1 pseudogene is annotated in these 255 nt (G+C 60.4%); it reads right to left on the bottom strand.

What is annotated here, in order from left to right:
* Window positions 1-241: pseudogene (locus MXD62_RS09105) on the bottom strand (long-chain fatty acid--CoA ligase); the annotation flags it as partial.
* Window positions 242-255: the final 14 nt, after the last annotated feature.

Raw genomic sequence — 255 nt, 5'->3', positions numbered from 1 at the left:
ACTTGGTGACATCTGCTCCCAGCGCCGCCCCTCCCGTATAGGCGCGCTTGATGCGCAACAACCCCAGGTGGTCCTTGATCGCGGAAAAGACCAGATAGTCCCCGAGCTTATACATGAACCGCTGCCACGCCGTCAGTCTGCTGCGGGAGATAGAGGCAACCGCCTTTGCCTCGCCGTAAGGACGGAACCACTGGTAAACGGACCGCTTCAGCCAGCCCGCATCCTGCAGCTTCACCTGCACGCGCGAGATCATAT

The sequence above is a fragment of the Frankia sp. Mgl5 genome (genome assembly GCF_023242985.1).
GTDB classification, from domain to species: Bacteria; Actinomycetota; Actinomycetes; order Frankiales; family Frankiaceae; genus Parafrankia; species Parafrankia soli.
Note: the sequence above shows the minus strand (reverse complement) of the source record. Positions and strands in the feature narration are given on the sequence as shown.